At 74.0% G+C, this 16282-nt stretch carries 13 protein-coding genes; 11 read left to right on the top strand and 2 right to left on the bottom strand.

Annotation, left to right across the window (positions count from 1 at the left end; genetic code table 11):
• Positions 1-13 precede the first annotated feature (13 nt).
• From CCO02nite_RS11185 to CCO02nite_RS11150, 8 genes are all read left to right on the top strand, one after another.
• Positions 14-976: a carbohydrate ABC transporter permease gene (locus CCO02nite_RS11185; protein ID WP_146843234.1), complete on the top strand. Its 963-nt coding sequence runs from the start codon at positions 14-16 to the stop codon at positions 974-976.
• The gene (locus tag CCO02nite_RS11180) at positions 973-1872 is read left to right on the top strand and encodes a carbohydrate ABC transporter permease (RefSeq protein WP_146843233.1); all 900 of its coding nucleotides are present in this window, start codon (positions 973-975) and stop codon (positions 1870-1872) included. The genes CCO02nite_RS11185 and CCO02nite_RS11180 overlap by 4 nt, the downstream gene beginning before the upstream one ends.
• A gap of 16 nt (positions 1873-1888) precedes the next feature.
• Entirely contained in the window at positions 1889-4150 is a 2262-nt protein-coding gene (yicI, locus tag CCO02nite_RS11175) for an alpha-xylosidase (RefSeq protein ID WP_146843232.1), read from the top strand.
• Positions 4151-4283: 133 nt separating this feature from the next.
• Positions 4284-5744, top strand: coding sequence for a GH1 family beta-glucosidase (locus CCO02nite_RS11170; protein ID WP_146843231.1), 1461 nt, complete (start codon positions 4284-4286; stop codon positions 5742-5744).
• A gap of 21 nt (positions 5745-5765) precedes the next feature.
• Positions 5766-6071 carry an Rv1322 family protein gene (locus CCO02nite_RS11165; protein WP_146843230.1) on the top strand — a complete coding sequence of 102 codons (306 nt, stop codon included), beginning with the start codon at positions 5766-5768 and terminating at the stop codon, positions 6069-6071.
• 9 nt (positions 6072-6080) lie between these two features.
• Positions 6081-6932, top strand: a complete 852-nt coding sequence (locus tag CCO02nite_RS11160) for an HAD family hydrolase (RefSeq protein WP_246117503.1) — start codon at positions 6081-6083, stop codon at positions 6930-6932.
• Between the two features lie 11 nt (positions 6933-6943).
• Positions 6944-7771 carry an alpha/beta hydrolase gene (locus CCO02nite_RS11155; protein WP_246117502.1) on the top strand — a complete coding sequence of 276 codons (828 nt, stop codon included), beginning with the start codon at positions 6944-6946 and terminating at the stop codon, positions 7769-7771.
• Positions 7768-8550 (top strand): alpha/beta fold hydrolase, encoded by a 783-nt coding sequence (locus CCO02nite_RS11150; RefSeq protein WP_146843229.1) that lies wholly within the window; start codon positions 7768-7770, stop codon positions 8548-8550. Before CCO02nite_RS11155 ends, CCO02nite_RS11150 begins: the two co-directional genes overlap by 4 nt.
• Positions 8551-8598: 48 nt before the next feature.
• Here the strand turns inward: CCO02nite_RS11150 and CCO02nite_RS11145 are convergent, their stop codons facing one another.
• Both CCO02nite_RS11145 and CCO02nite_RS11140 read right to left on the bottom strand, forming a co-directional pair.
• Positions 8599-9021 (bottom strand): hypothetical protein, encoded by a 423-nt coding sequence (locus CCO02nite_RS11145; RefSeq protein WP_146843228.1) that lies wholly within the window; start codon positions 9019-9021, stop codon positions 8599-8601.
• A 13-nt stretch (positions 9022-9034) separates the two neighbouring features.
• A complete protein-coding gene (locus CCO02nite_RS11140; RefSeq protein ID WP_186812677.1) occupies positions 9035-11401 on the bottom strand; it encodes a hypothetical protein in 2367 nt (788 codons plus the stop codon).
• Between the two features lie 198 nt (positions 11402-11599).
• Here CCO02nite_RS11140 and CCO02nite_RS16235 point away from each other — a divergent pair, with 198 nt between their 5' ends.
• Genes CCO02nite_RS16235 through CCO02nite_RS11125 form a run of 3 tightly spaced genes read left to right on the top strand, consistent with a single transcriptional unit; the run spans position 11600 to position 15775 of the window.
• Positions 11600-13792 (top strand): hypothetical protein, encoded by a 2193-nt coding sequence (locus tag CCO02nite_RS16235; protein ID WP_146843227.1) that lies wholly within the window; start codon positions 11600-11602, stop codon positions 13790-13792.
• Entirely contained in the window at positions 13789-14811 is a 1023-nt protein-coding gene (locus CCO02nite_RS11130) for a DUF8094 domain-containing protein (RefSeq protein ID WP_222593195.1), read from the top strand. The genes CCO02nite_RS16235 and CCO02nite_RS11130 overlap by 4 nt, the downstream gene beginning before the upstream one ends.
• A 25-nt stretch (positions 14812-14836) precedes the next feature.
• Positions 14837-15775: a tetratricopeptide repeat protein gene (locus CCO02nite_RS11125; RefSeq protein ID WP_146843226.1), complete on the top strand. Its 939-nt coding sequence runs from the start codon at positions 14837-14839 to the stop codon at positions 15773-15775.
• Positions 15776-16282: the final 507 nt, after the last annotated feature.

The raw sequence follows: 16282 nt of genomic DNA, 5'->3' as shown, positions 1-16282 counted from the left end.
CCGGGGAGGGTCCATGACCAGCACCACCACCGCGCGCACGGGCGCGCCCACGGACGTCCGTCCGCACCGCCGCCATCGGCCGCACTGGGTGCCCTACCTGCCGTACCTCGTGCCGGGGCTGATCGCCTTCGTCGTCGTGATCGGCATCCCGTTCGCGACGAACATCGTCTACTCCTTCCAGAAGTGGAAGGGCGGCATGGCGCCGCGCACCTGGGTGGGCCTGGACAACTACGCCGCGCTCATGCACGACGAGCAGTTCTGGACCTCGTTCCGGAACTCGATCTCGATGATCGTCGCGATGGTCGTGATCCCGACGCTCATCGGCCTGGTCCTGGCGGCCGTGCTGTTCGACTACCTCGGCAAGAAGTTCGGCGCCCAGGCCTCGTCGGTCCTGCGCGCGACGTACTACCTGCCCCAGATCCTGCCGGTCGCGGTCGCGGGTGTGCTGTGGAACTGGATCCTCAACTCGCAGACCGGCGCGCTCAACGAGATCCTGCGCAACCTCGGCGTCGACAACCCACCCAACTGGCTGGGTTCGACCACCACCGCGATGCCGAGCGTGATGCTCGTGCTCGTCTGGGTGCAGATCGGCTATCCCGTGGTGATCTTCATGGCGGCGCTGCAGCGAGTCGACCCCGAGCTGTACGAGGCCGCCGAGCTCGACGGCGCCGGCTGGTCGCGGCGGTTCCGCGCGATCACCGTGCCGCAGATCAGGCCGGAGGTCTTCGTCGTCGTGCTGACGTGCACCGTGGCGGCCCTCAAGGTGTTCGGCCCCATCTACGTGCTGACGCGCGGCGGGCCCGAGGGTTCGACGATCGTGCCCAGCTACTACTCGTACCTGAACTTCTTCGACAAGTCGAAGGTCGGCTACGGCGCCGCCGTGGCCAACATCCTGACCTTGGTGATCCTCGTCGTCGCGGGCCTCATCCTGTGGGCGCAGGCGCGCTCCGAGCGCAAGGAGGCTGGTCCCCGATGACCGCCCCGACCGTCACCCCGCCCGTCATCCCGCCCGCCGCGCCGGTCCTCACGTCGCGCCCCGACGCCCGGCACCACCGCGGCACCGCACGCTGGTTCGTCCTGCTCGGCGCGGTCGTCGTGGCGGTGCTGATCCTCGTGCCGTTCCTGATCATGGCGCTCAACGCGTTCAAGTCGCCCACCGACTACTCGCAGAACGGACCGTTGAGCTGGCCGACGTCGTTCTACACCGACGGCGTCACGGCGTTCTGGACCCGCGTGAACTTCCCCGAGAAGCTGTGGAACTCGATCTTCATCTCGGGCATCGTCGCGTTGCTCGGCACGCTGCTGTCGCTGCTGAACGCTTACGCGATCGGCGTCGGGCGCATCAAGGGCCGCCTGTGGGTGGTCACGCTGTTCCTGCTCGCGACGATGCTGCCGCAGGAGTCGCTGATCTACCCGCTGTTCACCATGGCGCAGAACGTGGGCCTGTCGAACTCCCCGTGGTCGGTGATCATCATCTTCACGGTGATCCAGTCGGCGTTCGGCACCTACCTGCTGTCGTCGGTGCTCGGGACGTTCCCGCCGGCGCTGCTCGAGGCCGCCGCCCTGGACGGCGCGAGCCGCTGGCAGGTGCTGTGGCGCGTGGTGTTCCCCGTGGTGCGCCCGACGCTGTCGGTGCTGCTGATCTTCTTCTTCATCTGGACGTGGAACGAGTTCTTCATCCCTCTCGTCATGCTCACGTCCAACAGCACGCAGACCATCCCCGTCGCGCTCGCCTCGCTGCAGGGCGACCGGATGATGGACGCGCCGACGACGAACGCGGGTGCGCTGATCTCCCTGCTGCCCGCGGTGCTGTTCTTCCTTCTCTTCCAGCGAACCCTGACCCGCGGCGTGACCGCGGGCGCGGTCAAGTGACACCGGAGCGACCCCGATGAAGTTCACCGACGGCTACTGGCAGTACCAGCCCGGGACGAGCGTGCTGCACCCGCGCGACGTGGTCGACGTCGAGGCGTCCGACGACCGCCTCGTGGTGCACGCCGCGACCGCGCCGATCACGCGACGCGGCGACACGCTCAACCGGCCGCTGCTGTCGGTGTCCTTCACGAGTCCGATGGACGGCGTCATCGGGGTCCGCATCGAGCACCACGCGGGCGCGGTCGACCCGGGCCCGCACTTCGCCCTGGCGAGCGAGGTCGCCGACGTCAAGGTCGTCGTCGAGGACGACGTCGCGACGTTCCACGCGGGTGAGCTCAGCGCCAGGGTGGCCACGCGCGGGCCGTGGTCGGTCGAGTTCGTCGCGGACGGCCGCGTGCTGACCGGGTCGACGATGCGCGGGGTCGGTTATGCGCGGGACGCCGCGGGGACGACCTACGTGCACGAGCAGCTCGCGCTCGGCGTGCGCGAGCACGTGTACGGGCTCGGCGAGCGGTTCGGCGCGTTCGTCAAGAACGGCCAGTCGGTCGACGTGTGGAACGCGGACGGCGGGACGTCGAGCGAGCAGGCCTACAAGAACGTGCCGTTCTACCTGTCCGACGCAGGCTACGGCGTGTTCGTCGACCACCCCGGCCGGGTCTCGTTCGAGATCGGCTCCGAGATCGTCTCGCGAACGCAGTTCTCGGTGCCGGGCGAGTCGCTGCAGTACTACGTCATCCACGGCCCGACGCCCAAGGACGTGCTGCGTCGCTACACCGCGCTGACCGGCCGCCCGGCCCGCGTGCCCGCGTGGTCCTACGGACTGTGGCTGTCGACGTCGTTCACCACCGACTACGACGAGGCAACCGTGATGTCGTTCGTCGACGGCATGGCGGAGCGCGGTCTGCCGCTGTCGGTCTTCCACTTCGACTGCTTCTGGATGCGCGAGTTCCACTGGACGGACCTGACCTGGGACCCGAGCACGTTCCCGGACCCTGAGGGCATGCTCGAGCGCCTGCACGCCAAGGGACTCAAGGTGTGCGTCTGGATCAACCCGTACATCGCGCAGCGCTCCGCGCTGTTCGAGGAGGGCCGCGCGGCCGGTTACCTGGTGCGGCGGGCCGACGGCTCGGTGTGGCAGACCGACCAGTGGCAGGCGGGCATGGCGCTGGTCGACTTCACCAACCCGGCGGCCGTGGCCTGGTTCGGCGCGCACCTGCGCCGGCTGCTCGGGCAGGGTGTCGACGCGTTCAAGACCGACTTCGGCGAGCGGATCCCCACGGACGTCGTCTGGCACGACGGCTCGGACCCGGAGCGGATGCACAACTACTACACGCACCTGTACAACCGCGCGGTGTTCGACCTGCTGGAGCAGGAACGCGGTGAGGGCGAGGCCGTGCTGTTCGCGCGCTCGGCGACCGCGGGCGGCCAGCAGCTGCCGGTGCACTGGGGCGGCGACTGCGAGTCGACGTTCGTCTCGATGGCCGAGTCGCTGCGCGGCGGGCTCTCGCTCGCGGCCTCGGGCTTCGGGTTCTGGTCGCACGACATCGGTGGGTTCGAGGGCACGCCCGACCCGGCGGTGTTCAAGCGCTGGCTCGCGTTCGGCCTGCTGTCGTCACACTCCCGCCTGCACGGCTCGGACTCGTACCGCGTGCCGTGGGCGTTCGACGAGGAGGCGGTCGACGTCACACGCCGCTTCGTGCACCTCAAGCACACGCTGATGCCGTACGTCGGCGCGGCGGCCGAGGATGCGCACCTGCAGGGTGTGCCCGTGATGCGCCCGATGGTGCTCGAGTTCCCCGACGACCCGGGTGCGGCCACGGTCGACACCCAGTACATGCTCGGGCCCGACCTGCTGGTGGCCCCCGTCTTCGACGCGGCGGGCGATGTCGACGTGTACCTGCCACCCGGCCGCTGGACCTCGCTGCTCACCTCGCAGGTCGTGGACGGACCGCGCTGGGTGCGCGAGCGGCACGGCTTCGACTCGTTGCCGTTGTACGTGCGCGAGGGTGCCGTGCTGGCTACCGGTGCCCGCGACGACCGGCCCGACTACGACTGGGCGGACGGCGTCGTGCTGCACGTCGTCCAGCCGGTCGAGGGCGAGCGCGAGGTGCTCGTCCCGACGCCGGACGGGCGCGCGGCCCGGTTCGTCGTGACGTGTGCCGGGGGTCGGGTGACCGCCCGCGCCGACCAGGACGGCACCTGGTCGCTGCGCGTCACGCGCGACGGCCGCACCGCCGCCGACGTCGTCGCGGCGGGTCGTACGGCGACGGTCGACTGACCGCGACCGCCCTCCGGACACCGTTGCGGGAGCGTTTCCGCTGCGGGTATCGTAACGATTCGACCTCCCCGGGGTCGTTGCCGCGTGAGGTTGCGCCGGCCCCCCGGAACTCCCAGCACCCAAGGACGAAGCCATGACCAGCCCGCGCACCACCGGCTCGCGCCCGTCGGGCCGCACGTTCCCTGCCGACCTCCTGTGGGGTTCGGCGACCGCCGCGTACCAGATCGAGGGTGCGCACGACGAGGACGGCCGACTCCCGTCGATCTGGGACACGTTCTCGCGCACGCCGGGCAAGGTGCTCGACGGCGACACCGGTGACGTCGCGGTGGACCACTACCACCGCGTCCCGCAGGACGTCGCGATCATGAAGGAGCTCGGCCTGCAGGCCTACCGGTTCTCGATCGCGTGGCCGCGCGTGCGGCCGACCGGCTCGGGGGAGTTCAACCAGGCGGGTCTGGACTTCTACAGCGACCTCGTCGACCGTCTGATCGACGCCGGCATCGCGCCGGTCGCCACGCTGTACCACTGGGACCTGCCGCAGGCGCTCGAGGACGAGGGCGGCTGGAGCAACCGCGAGACCGCCTACCGCTTCGGCGAGTACGCCCGCAAGGTCGCCGAGGTGCTCGGCGACCGCGTGACGCTGTGGACCACGCTCAACGAGCCCTGGTGCACCGCGTTCCTCGGGTACGGCAGCGGCGTGCACGCGCCGGGCGTGACGGACGCCGAGCAGGCGCTGCGCGCCGTGCACCACCTCAACCTCGCCCACGGCCTGGCCGCGCGCGCGATCAAGGACGTGCTGGGTCCGGACACCCCCGTCTCGATCACCCTCAACCTGCACGTCACGCGCGCCGCGTCCGACGAGCCCGCGGACCTCGAGGCCAAGCGCCGGATCGACACCATCGCCAACGAGGTGTTCCTGCGTCCGGTCGTCGAGGGCGTCTACCCGGAGCAGGTCTTCGCCGACACGGCGCACATCACGGACTGGTCGTTCGTGCAGGACGGCGACCTGGACCTCATCCGCGTCCCGCTCGGGATCCTCGGGGTCAACTACTACGCGACGGGCCTGGTGCGGGCCGGGACGCCGGCGGTCGGCGACGGTACGCCCGGCCCCGACGGGCACCGCTCGTCGGAGCACAGCCCGTGGATCGGCGCGGATGCCGTCGAGTGGCTGCCCCTGCCCGGCCCGCACACGGCGATGGGCTGGAACATCGAGCCCGACGGTCTCGTCGAGCTGCTCGTCGGGCTGCACGAGCGCTACCCGGACCTGCCGCTCGCGGTCACGGAGAACGGCGCCGCGTTCCACGACGAGGTGAGCCCGGACGGCCGCGTGCACGACCCCGAGCGCATCGCCTACCTGCACGACCACATCGACGCCGTCGGCGAGGCGCTCGACCGCGGCGTGGACGTGCGCGGCTACTTCGTCTGGTCGCTGCTCGACAACTTCGAGTGGGCCTACGGGTTCGACCGCCGGTTCGGGATCGTGCGCGTCGACTACGACACGCAGGCGCGCACCGTCAAGGACTCCGGCCGCTGGTACGCCGAGCTCGTGCGCACGCGCACGGTGCCGACCGTCGAGGCTGCTGCGACGCTCTGAGTCGTCGGGCAGGATCGTCGTATGCCCAGCGGTCGCCGGTCGAACAAGCGTCCCTACGGCGCGCAGCCCGCGCCGATCGACGTCGACCGGGCGACCGGCGGGCGCGTCACGCAGTCGTCGTCCGACGGCGAGTGGGTGGTGCAACGCGTCCGCGGGGGAGCCCGGGAGTACCGCTGCCCGGGGTGCGACCAGGTCGTGCCCACCGGCACGGCGCACGTCGTCGCGTGGCGTGCCGACGCGTGGTTCGGCGAGGCCGTCGACGACCGCCGGCACTGGCACTCGTCGTGCTGGGATGCGCGTGGCCGGCGCGGACCGACGCGTCGATAGGCTCGCGCGGTGACCACCACGCCCGCCGTGGCACCGGCGGCCCGCTGGCCGGACCGGACCCCGCGGCTCGTCGCGACCGACCTCGACAACACGCTGCTGCACCCCGACGGGTCGATCTCGCCACGCACCGAGGCGGCCCTGCGCGTGGCAGCCGCGAGCGGTATCGAGGTCGTCTTCGTGACGGCGCGGCCGCCCCGGTGGATCACGGGCCTCGCGCGTCACGTCGCGGGCCACGGCGTCGTCATCTGCGCGAACGGCGCCGCCGTGGTGCGGGCGGCCGACGGCGGGCTGCTGGCCGACCACGGGATGCCGCGCGCGCTCGTCGGACGGCTCGCGGCGCGCCTGCGCGACGTCTGGGGCGACGACGTGCACCTCGCCGCGGAGTCCGCCGCCGGCTACGCCGCCGAGCACGGCTTCGTCTCGGAGCACGCCGAGCCCACCGACAGCCCGCGCGTCGCGCGCATCGAGGACGCGCTCACCGAGTCGACGTTCAAGCTGCTCGTTCGTACCTCTCCGCCGCCGCCGTCGGACTTCCTCGCGCGGGTCGGCGTCGCGCTCGGGCCGGACGCGCTCGTGTCCGACTCGGGTGCGATCGCGCTCGGCGAGGTCTCCGGCGCGGGCGTGACGAAGGCCGCGACGCTCGCACGCTGGGCGAACGAGCGTGGGATCGCCGCAGTCGACGTCTGGGCTTGCGGCGATGCGCCCAACGACCTGCCGATGCTCACCTGGGCGGGCGAGTCGTTCGCCGTCGCCAACGCCTTCGACGTCGTTCGCGAGGCAGCCCGGCACACCTGCCCGTCGAACGCCGACGACGGCGTCGCGCACGTCCTCGAGCACGCGGCGGCGCTCGCCCAGGCTTAGGCTCGGACGCGATGAGCACGACGATGCGCACCCCGCACGAGCCCGCCGACCCGCAGGGCGCCGCCCACCCGATCCGTTCGCTCACGGTGCTGCCGGCGCACCGCGAGGACGTCGAGCTGCACACGGCGGACGGCCTCACGCTCGTCGGCGAGCTCGCCCTGCCGTGCGACGACGAGGGCCGCCCGACGACCCCGGCCGCGACCCTCGTGACCCTGCACCCGCTGCCCACGCACGGCGGCTACATGGACTCCCATGTGCTGCGCAAGGCGTCGTGGCGGCTGCCGGCGATGGCCGACCTCGCGGTGCTGCGGTTCAACACGCGCGGCACGTCGAGCCCGCGCGGCACGAGCCAGGGCGCGTTCGACGGTGGCGCCGCCGAGCGCTTCGACGTCGCGGCCGCCATCGAGTTCGCGGAGTTCCACGACCTGCCGCGGCGCTGGCTCGTGGGCTGGTCGTTCGGCACGGAGCTCGCGCTCATGCACGGCTGCGACCCGGCGATCGAGGGCGCGATCCTGCTCTCGCCGCCCCTGCACCGCGCGAGCGACGCAGACCTCGACACGTGGGCCGCGTCGGGCAAGCCGCTGGTCGCGCTGGTCCCCGAGCACGACGACTACCTACGACCCGACGAGGCGCGCGAGCGCTTCGCCCGGATCCCGCAGGCCGAGGTGATCGGCGTGCCCGGCGCCAAGCACCTGTGGGTCGGCGAGTCCGCCGTCCGGCGCGTGCTCGACGAGATCGTCGCCCACGTGCTGCCGGGCCACGCGCCGCTGCCGACGACGTGGTCCGGGCCAGTCGGCACCGCGACCGACGACGACGACCGCACCGAGGAGGACGCATGACGCTGCACGAGGTACGGCCCGGCCCTACCGGCGCCACCCCCGTCGTCCTGCTGCACGGCTTCCCGCTCGACCACCGGATGTGGCTCGACGTCGCCGCGGCGCTGCCGGCCGGACGCCGCGTGCTCGCGGCGGACCTGCCCGGGGCCGCGGGCGCCCCGGTCGACCTGTCCGAGCCGTCGCTCGAGTCGGCCGCCGACGACCTCGCGCGCGAGCTCGCCGACGCCGGCATCGAGCGAGCGGTCGTCGTCGGGCTCTCGATGGGCGGGTACGTGGCGCTCGCGCTCGCGCAGCGCGCTCCCGCGCTCGTCGCGGCTCTCGGGCTCGTCGACACCAAGTCGACCGCCGACGCCGACGACGCACGGGCCAACCGGCTGCGTATCGCGCTCGAGGCGCTCGACGGCGACACGCTCGAGCCGGTGCGACCGATGGCGACCACGCTCGTCGGCGAGACGACCCGGGCCGCGCGACCCGAGGTCAGCGAGCGGATCGCGGTCTGGATCGACGGTCAGTCGCCCGCGGGCGTCGCGTGGTCGCAGCGCGCGATGGCCGCCCGACCCGACCGCACGGACGTGCTGCACGAGTTCGCCGGGCCGGTCACCGTCGTCGTCGGGGACGAGGACGTGACCACGCCCGTCGCGGCCGCGGAGCACATGGTCGCCGCCGCCCGCGACGCGCACCTCGTCGTCGTCCCGCGGTCCGGCCACATGAGCGCCGTCGAGCAGCCCGCTGCCGTCGCCGCCGCGCTCGCGGAGCTCGCACAGCGCGCGGACCACGCCTGACGTGGACCTCGTCCCCGACGATCGCGCCCGACGACGGAGCGCGTCCGCTCAGCGCGCGGCGACGAGTCGGGCGAGGGCGTCGACGAGGTCGATCGACTCGCCGTCCTTGCCGCCGGCACCGATGACGAGCGGCGGATCCGACGGCGTAGGTGTGACACCGCGCAGCATGCCGGACACGGAGCGCGGAGTGCGCAGCACGTAGAACCGCGCGTCGGTGTCGATCGCGACGGTCCCGTCGAGCCGCAGGTACCAGCCGCGCAGCGGTGTGCGGTAGTACGCGCGGCCGTCGAACGTGCGCGCCCGAAGTGGCTCGGGGGCCGGGCCGTGGGCGAGCGCGTCGCGCACGAACTCGGCGATCAGCGCACTCGCGCGCGCCGACTCCGCCTGCTGCCTGCGCTGCAACGCCTCCGCGTGCGCGGCGGCCGCCTCACGGCGTCCGTCGCGCCAGGCGGCGGCGTCCTGCGTCCCCATGTCCGCGCGTCGCTCAGTGCGCCGTCGCGGGCTGCTCGCCCTCGGCGGCCGACTGCTGCGTGCCCTCGCCCTGTACGTCGTCGCCCTGCGCGTCGTCGCCCTGCGCGCCGTCGCCAGGCTCGCCCGCGCCGTCGGTCTCGGCGACCTGCTCGCCGCCCGCCTCCGCCGGACTCTCGGTGTCGGCCTCGGCCGTCGCATCAGGCGCGGTGTCGGCCTCGGACCGTTCGGCGCTCTCGACCTCGGACGGTTCGACGCTCTCGTGCGTCGGCGCGGAGTCGGCGGGCTCGTTCGTCGGCTCCGGGTCGGGCTCGGGCACGGGCGCCACGGCGGCCGCCGCGGAGACCGGTGCGGGCCGCGACTTCGGGCGCGACTTGGCCGCCGGCCGTGCGGGCGCCGACGCGGTCGCGGTGACGACGTCCGCGGCACCGCCGTTGGACGCACCGCCTGTGGACGCACCGCCCGTGGACGCACTGTCCGACGACCCGCGGCCGGCCTTCGGTGAGGCGCCCGCCTTGGCGGCGAACTCCGCCTCGGCGCGCCGCGCCCGGTCGAGCGCGGCGCGGTCGGGGTCCGTCCCGAGCAGCGAGCGCAGCTCGTCGAGGTAGGTGGTGATGGACTCGCGCTGCCGATTGAGGTCCTCGACCTGGCGGACCGCGGTGGTGCGCTCGCGCTCGGACTCGGTCATCGCGTCGGAGATCTGCTTCTCGGCGTGCTCACGGGCCTCGGCCACGACGCGATCGGCGTTGCGGCGCGCGTTCGAGAGCAGCTCCTTCGCGTGCGACTCGGCGTCGACACGGACCTTCTCGGCCTGTGCGACGGCCTTGGCGACGCGCTCCTCGGCCTCGGCGGCGTGCGCCTCGGCATCGCGCACGAGGCGCTCGGTCTCGGCCCGGGCGCTCTCGTGGCGGTCCGCGTCCTCGCGCTCGGAGGCCTCGTGCCGCGCGGCGATCTCGAGCTCGGCGTCGGCCAGCTTCTGCTCGGCCTCGCGCACGAGCTCCTCGGCGCGGGTGCGGGCGTCGGCGAGCGTCGCTGCCGCCGAGCGGCGTGCCTCGGTCAGGACGCGCTCGGTGTCCAGGCGGGTCTGCTCGCGGCGCTCGCGCGTCTCGCGCTCGGTCGTGTCGCGCAGCTCGACGGCATCGCGTTCGGTCGTCTCGCGCAGCAGCGTGGTCTCGCGCTCGGTCGTCTCCCGCAGGGTCGTCGTCTCGTGCTCGGTGCGCTCCCGCAGCTCGGTCGTCTCACGCTCGGCGGTCGCCCGCAGCTCGCTCGCGAACTGCTCGGCCTCCGCGCGCTGCGCCGAGAGCTCCTGGTCGGCGGCCGCACGTGCCGCCGCGACCTCGTCGGCCACCGTGGCCCGCAGCTCGCCGGTCTCCCGATCGGCCTGGGCCCGCACGAACGCGCTGTACTGGTCGGCCTCGGTGCGCAGCGCAGCGACCTCGGCGGCGACACGCTGGCGCAGCGCGTTCGCGTCGCGGTCACCCGCGGCCCGCACACCGTCGGCGTGCTCGGCGGCCTGGGTGCGCAGCGCGGTCGCCTCGGAGGCGGCGTCCTGCCGGAGCTGCGCGACCTCCTCGGCCACCTGTGCGCGCAGGTCCGCGACGTAACGCTCGGCGTCGGCACGCTGTGCGGCGGTCTGCGCCTCGGTCTGCGTCCGCAGCGCGGTCGTGTCGGCGTCGGCGCTCTGGCGCAGGTCCTGTGCGTAGCGTTCGGCCTCCTCGCGCTGGGCCGTCGTCTCCGTGTCGGCGCGCGAGCGCAGGTCGCTCGCGGTGCGCTCGGTGGCGACGCGCAGCTGCGTGGCCTCGTGCTCGACGCTCGCGCGCAACGTGCCGAGCTCGCGCTCGAGCGACGTGCGGCGCTCGCTCTCCTCGGTCGTGATCGCGCTCTGGATCCGCGCGGCCTCGCGTTCGGCGGACCCGACGAGCTCCTCTGCGCGCCGCTGCGCTGCGGTGAGCGTGCTCTCGGCCTCGGCGGACGCCGTCGTGCGCTCCTCCTCCGCCTCGCGGCGAGCGGTCGCGAGCATCTCGGCGACCTCGTTCTCGGCGCGGGCGCGCAGCTGTCCGGCGGCGAGCTTGGCGCGCGCGAGGGAGTCCGCGGCCTGCGCGTTCGCCTGGCTCATGACGTCGGAGGACTGCTCCTCGGCGGAGCGCAGGAGCTGTTCGATCCGCGAGCCGAGTCCCGAGTACGTGGGCCGCTCGGCCTCGCGGAGCTGGCGGTGCGCCTCGGAGAGCTCGCCGGACACCTGGAGCGCCCGTGCGTCGAGCGCCTCGACCTGACCGCGAGCGTCGGCGAGCGAGCGTTCGAGGTCGGCCAGCCGCTGGTCGACAGCTTCGCGCTCGTACCCGCGGAAGTTGACGACAGGGAAGGTGGGCCGTGTTTCGGGCACGAGAGCTTCCTCCTGAATGCAGGTCCGGCTGGCGCGGCTCGATCGCGGCGCTGCGGTAGGGCCGGGCACCGGCCAGGATACGCGAGCAGCCTCCTCGCCCGTGCCCCGAACGGGTGACGAGACGTCGTGAACTGGTCTGCTGCGCGTGTGACGTCCCGGTTTGCCTATCCTGGCCTTCTCCGCCCGAGAGGATCCTGCGTGCGCAAGCGAGTCATCACGGTCGCCGTCGGCGTCGTCGGCCTGGCCGTCATCGGCCTTGGCGTCGCGTCCGCGACCCTCTGGCGCGCCGACGACGTGCTCGTGGCGACGGCACCCGCGGATGGCCACATCGTGGTGACGAGCCCAGGCGTGCTCGAGCTGGCCGGCGACCCGGCCACCGTCACTCTCACCGCGCCCGACGACGGCCCGGTCGTCCTCGCGGTCGGCCGGGACACCGACGTCGACGGCTGGGTCGGCACCGACGCGTACACGCGGGTGACGGGCCTCGACTCGTGGCGCGAGCTCGCGACCACGCCCGGCGAGGCCCCCACGGCAGGACCCACGCCGACTCCCGCACCCACCACGACCGGTTCCGCCAGCCCGACGACGACGCCCACGACCGCCCCGACGGTGGCGCCCACGGCGGCTGCGACGACGAGCCCGACGGCCGCCGCGACGCCCACAGCAGGTACGACCCCGGTGCCGACCCCGTCGGCCACGGCGGTCCCGGGCGGGACCACCGACGAGGACGCGGGCGCGGTGGCGGACCCGACCGACAACGACATGTGGGTCGCGCAGGCGACCGGCGACGGCACCGCGACGCTCGTCTGGAAGGCACAGCCCGGCCGCTGGAGCCTGCTGGCCGTCGGGACCGAGACGGCTCCGACGATCTCGATCGCCTGGCCACGTGAGGTCACGACGCCGTGGCTGTGGCCGCTGGTCGTGCTCGGGACGGTTCTCGTGCTCGTCGCGCTGGGCATGTTCGAGCGTGACCGACGCCGCGCGCGTCCGGTCACGTGGAACGCGGTGCACACCCAGGCGCTGCCGACCATCGGCGCTGACGGCGAACCCGTGGCGCTCACCCGGCGTCAGCTCCGCGAGGCCGACGCTGCCGCACGCACGGGCCGCACGGGTTCCCTGGCTACCGTCGACGCCCCTGCGACCGGTCCGCTCGCGACCGTGCCGCCGCCGACCGGCAGCACACCGAGCGTGCCGGAGGCAGCCGACGAACCCGCCGCCCCCCGTGCTTCCGGGTGGACGCCCAGCGAGCCGTCCGCGGCCGGCGCTACCGCGGCCGCGCGGCCGACGGTCGACGCGGGCCCGGACCCGACGACGGCGCGCGAGCCCGGCGCCGCCACCACGACGGCCACCCCGACGGGCACCCCGACGAGCACCGCGACCGGTGCTGTGCCCGCCGTCGGCGCAGCCGTCACGGGGGAGCAACCCCTGACCCGCCGCGCGCTGCGCGCCCGCTCCGGAGGCGAGTTCGCGACGCGACCCGTCCCTGACCGGCCGACCGGATCGGCGCCGGCGGGCGCTGCACCGGCTGGATCGGCACCGACGGGATCGGCACCGACCGGATCGGCACCGACCGGTGCGGCCGAGCACGCGGGCGCGCGCCCGAGCTGGGCGCCGATCACGCATCCCGCGTCCGGAGCACCGGCCCCGACCGGCCCTGCGGTCCCGACCGACCCCGCCGCCTCGACCGGTGCGGCGACGCCGACCGGTCCCGCGGCACCGACCGTTCGCGCCGCTTCGACGGGTCCGGCGACGCCGACCGGCTCGTCCGGCCCGACGACGCCGACCGGCCCCACCACGCCGGCCGGAGCCCCGCCGGCGGCTGCCGCGGCGACCGGCGGAGCCATTGCCAAGGCCGTCCGCGCAGGACGTCCGACGTGGCTCGGTGGCCGTCCTGCGACCGAGCAGCCGACCGAGCAGCCGACCGAGCAGCCGACCGAGCAGCCGACCGAGCAGCCGACCGAGCAGCCGACCATGGAGCCGACCGGACAGCCGACCGGCGCGCAGCCGACCGGCCGGGCGGGTGGTGGAGACCGTCCCGTGGCGTCGACCGGCAGCGCGTGGATCCCCGGTGCGGGTCCGAATGTCTCGGCCGGTGGCGCGCCGACGAGCCCCGGCTCGCCGCCCGCCACGACCGGACGGCCCTTCCCGGCGCGCCCGACCGGTTCCGCCGGGCCGGCGCCGACTCCCGCGACGGGCGGCGCCGCACCCGTGCCGGCACCCGAGACCGAGGGAGCGGGTGCGCGGGCGGACGCCTGGCGGCGCGCGTGGGGCCTGCCCCCGTTGCCCGGGACCGCAGCACCGACCAGCTCACCGACCACACGACCGAACGCAGCACCGAACACGGCCGACGGCGACGAACAGCCCGACGACGGACAGGGGGCGGAGCGATGAGCCGCCTGCGCACGACGTCGAGCCGGCGTGTCACCCGTCTGCGCGGGGCGGCGCTCGCCGCGGCCGCCCTCGTCGGGCTCGCCGCCTGTGCCGGCTCGCCCCCGCAACCCGACCCGCCCCCGCCGCCCGCGATCGCGCCGGCCGCGCTGACCGTCGCGCAGTCCGACCGCGTGCTCGACTCGCTCGGTGACGTGCTGGCCGCGGCGGACGGGGCGCTCGACGCCGCCGCCCTCGCCCCGCGCGTCGAGGGGCCGGCGCTCGCCATGAGGTCGGCCGAGTACGTCCGCAGCACCGCGACGGCGGGCGCCAAGCCGCCGACCGTGCTGCCCGCCGTCGCGCTGACGAGCGTGGTCCCGCAGACCACGCAGTGGCCGCGCACGCAGCTCGTCGTCACGGAGCAGCCGGAGGACCTGCAGGCGCCGCGCATCCTCGTGCTGCGCCAGGACGAGCCGCGCGCGCCGTACCGGATGTGGGGCTGGGCGCGGCTCCTGCCGGGCACGCAGATGCCCCCGACCGCGCCGGCCGACGAGGGCAGCGAGGTCCTCGAGCCCGACGACGACTCGCTGAGCGTCGCCCCGCAGGACGTGCTGCCGCAGTTCGCCGACCTGCTCGCCAAGGGCGACGGCTCGATGTACAAGGAGACGTTCGCCGAGAGCGCGTACCAGACCGAGATCGAGGACCTGCGCACCCAGGCGAGCGCCGGCATCGGTACCGCGGGCAGCGCCGCCTCGACCTACACGCCCTCGGGCGACGAGTCTGCGCTGCGCACGGTGGACGGCGGCGCGATCGTCGTGGGCGACCTGACGGTCGTCTCGACGATCACGATCTCCGCGGCCGGTGCGACGATCCCGATCACCGACCCGTTCTACGCTGCGATCTCGGGGGCGACGTCGGCGACGCACTCGTTCGTGCGCACGTACACCAGCATCGTGACCTTCTACGTCCCGCCGGCCGGGTCCGACGCACCCCTTCAGGTGCTCGCGGCGGAGCTGGTACTGACCGCCGCCTCGGCCACCTGACCCCTCGCACCGCAAGGAGCACGCGATGTCCCAGCCCACCGGTCCGCGACCCCGGCTCGACGCCCGGGGTGCGGTCGACCTGTCGACCTTGGCGCGCAACGCCACGCCCCCGCCGGGGTCGCCCGGTGGACTGTCCGCCCCCGGCGGGTTCGTCGTGGACGTCGACGAGGAGGGCTTCCCGGCCCTCGTGCAGCGCTCGACCCAGTACCCGGTCGTCGTCGCGCTGTGGGCACCGTGGTCCGAGGTGAGTCGACAGACCGTCGCCGAGCTGGGGGCGCTGGCCGACGAGGGTGCGGGCACCTGGTTGCTGGCGCGGATCGACGCCGATGCGAACCCGCAGGTGGCCGCCGCGTTCCAGGTGGCGCCGCAGCAGGTGCCGACGGTCGTGGCGGTGCTCGCCGGTCAACCGGTCCCGCTGTTCCAGGGCGGGGCGTCGGCCGACCAGATCCGGCCGGTGATCGAGCAGGTGCTCGCCGCCGCGGCAGCCAACGGACTCACGGGCCGTGCCGAGCCGGCGGGCGACGCACCCGAGCCGGAGCCCGAGCCGGAGCTGCCACCGCTGCACCAGGCCGCCTACGACGCGATCGAGCGCGACGACCTGCCGGCCGCCGTCGAGGCGTACGAGCAGGCGCTGCGCGAGAACCCGCGCGACGCCCTCGCCCGCGCGGGTCTGGCCCAGGTCGGTCTGCTCGAGCGCACGCACGACGTGGACCTCGCAGCGGTGCGCTCCGCGGCCGCCGCGGACCCGCGCGACGTCGACGCCCAGCTCGCCGTCGCCGACGTCGATCTGCTCGGCGGCATGGTCGAGGACGCATTCGCGCGCCTGGTCGACCTGCTGCGGGTCACCGCAGGCGACGCGAAGGAACGTGTGCGGATCCGTTTGGTGGACCTGTTCGAGGTCGTCGGCCCCGAGGACCCGCGCGTCGTCAGTGCGCGCCGCGCGATGGCGTCGGCGCTCTACTAGGCCTGAGCCGAGTCTGAGCCGGGTCTGAGCCGGGCCACAGCCACAGCAGAGCTCAGCGCCGGCACAGCACTGCTCGCCCGAGCGGGCGAACCCAGGCGTCGCCGCGCAGTCGCCGAGCAGTAGCTGAGCAGTAGCCGCGCAGACCCCGCGCTCGCCCCGGGCCGCCCCACTGACCTGCGGCGGCGCTCCTCGCACGGGCGGAGCCGGCGCGCGCCGACGTGGTGACGGGGGTCACCCGCTCGCGATTTGCCTCTACGCCGCAGGGCACCGTAATGTTCAGCACGCGCCACCCGCCAGGGAGGAACGGACACCAGGGACGAACCCGGTGGACGGTCCCGGGGGAGGCGAACCCCGCAGCTCGACTCCGTCGGCCACGTGCCAGCAGACGACGAGTGCGCGGACAGGCCCAACGGGCACCGAACGATCGCCGATCAGGCGGTTTGACGGAGCCCCGCAGGGCCGCTAAGGTAGCGAAGTTGCCTCTTTTCAGATCGCGAGATCTGACGG

Origin of the sequence: Cellulomonas composti (genome assembly GCF_007990245.1) — a bacterium.
GTDB lineage: Bacteria > Actinomycetota > Actinomycetes > Actinomycetales > Cellulomonadaceae > Cellulomonas > Cellulomonas composti.
This window is presented reverse-complemented; position numbering and strand designations above follow the sequence as displayed.